The organism is Photobacterium sp. BZF1, assembly GCF_014349205.1.
Taxonomy (GTDB): Bacteria; Pseudomonadota; Gammaproteobacteria; order Enterobacterales; family Vibrionaceae; genus Photobacterium.
Genome location: NZ_JACSOF010000295.1, coordinates 1 through 1,681 on the forward strand (window position 1 = coordinate 1; position 1,681 = coordinate 1,681).

General features: G+C 41.4%; 2 protein-coding genes. Both read left to right on the forward strand.

The window, feature by feature from the left end; all coding sequences use genetic code 11:
* Positions 1 to 623: 623 nt before the first annotated feature.
* A complete protein-coding gene (locus tag BIZ37_RS30070; protein WP_187464664.1) occupies positions 624 to 1,067 on the forward strand; it encodes a GNAT family N-acetyltransferase in 444 nt (147 codons plus the stop codon).
* Positions 1,068 to 1,344: 277 nt separating this feature from the next.
* Positions 1,345 to 1,605, forward strand: coding sequence for a hypothetical protein (locus BIZ37_RS30075; protein ID WP_187464665.1), 261 nt, complete (start codon positions 1,345 to 1,347; stop codon positions 1,603 to 1,605).
* Positions 1,606 to 1,681: the final 76 nt, after the last annotated feature.

Here is a 1,681-nt window from a genome sequence, read left to right on the forward strand (position 1 = left end):
CACGGAGACGCATTCCTAAGGCCTGGCCTTCTTTTCATACTCACCGAAGATCATCGGTACCACTAACTTACTCTGGCAGACAAGCCATCAAATCACTCAACCATCGAACAGAGTTACCAGCAATGTAGTCACTCATCTGAAGTAATAGATGACCATTGCTTTTGCTCCCTCGCCTCTTTTTGAAAAAAGAGAAGAAGGATACAAGAACATTAACAACACGAATCGCAGAACGATTCTTGACGACAGCAACAAATCAGCGGATCTAGTCATCATCAAACGCTGAATAACATGAGCGGGAAGCAGCCCCATAGCAATTTGTCATCATAGTGTTACTAGCTATTAGCTTATAGGCGTTGGGATCGCCAATATCTCCCCTTCACAACTGAGACGCGTCCTCTAACAATGCGCACCTAACACTTTAGTGATTAACTGTGGTTGTGATTTTGAAATCTACCCTTAAAAAGGGAAAGGTGACTCCTAAATTTGGACAAATTTTTTTAATTCAGTTACGCCGAGTTTTTGGTGGGTTAACTGTTCGATATGCTTCCCTTCAAGGAATTGATGCTAAATCGAATTCTCTGACTTGGCTTATGGCTCAAATACCAAAATTAGGAAAATGAATTATGGAAGTTAATTTTACAGGCATATCAGGTACACACCCTTCGGCGCAACGGATTGCCGATTGGCTGGTTGATATTTACAACTCTGAGAACAGCTGGCAGGAAGATTACATGCAATGGGTGAAGCCAGAATTGGTTTCGATTCTTTACATCGAAAATGTTGGAGGGATCATCGTTGATACCGTCTTTGACAGTAGCAATATGAACCCCAAGCTGATTTGCCAGCTCCTTTGTATTGAAAAAGAACACAGAGGAAGAGGTTATGCTCGGGAGTTGATCAAGGTAATTCAGTATTTGGCTGAGAGTAGCAGCACTGAATTAATTGGTGCATTCGTCAACTTTGGAGAGGGTGAGTTCTGGGCAAAATTAGGTTTCCCTCACAGCGGTGCTAGCGGGTTTGCTCTAACCCAAACAATCAGGCCACTTACAGAAGTATGGGAGCAATAATGTACTCATCGACATAAATTGGTTGCGTCATAATATAGCCTAATGATCACAAGTAGCTGAGCATATTAAGAAATAATATTGCTGTGAAATTTGTACAACAGGCTTCTTCGTTAAACGGCACAAAGTAAAAAGTGCCGTTTAGTCTTAACATCAATCTGAACAAAACACACCAGCTAATGGAGAAGGAAGCTATTTTCTCCAACGATCTCTGAATTACTATCCGAGATGAGTTTTTACCCACAGAGAAATCCGGCTACTTTAATGGTGCAATTCAGTTATGAGTTCAACGTTGTTCAATGTCGCATTCCCTTTTTATAAACATGAGATGAACAACATTATGGCTCTATCAATCATTACTGAAGCACTTGAGATCATCCTCGAATCTTGGGTAGAGATCGATGAAGAATTCAATCGAGCCATTATCAACCCAACTTCTCACATTGAGCAATTTTACCCGTCAACCCAGCCCTTACAATCTCAGTTATCAATCTACAATTTATCCCTAATCGCCCTTGAGGCATTGATGCCGAAGAGCTGATCGGCTGCAAAGCTCAAAATATGATTTCACGGAGACGCATTCTTAAGGCCTAGGCCTTCTTTTCATACTCACCGAA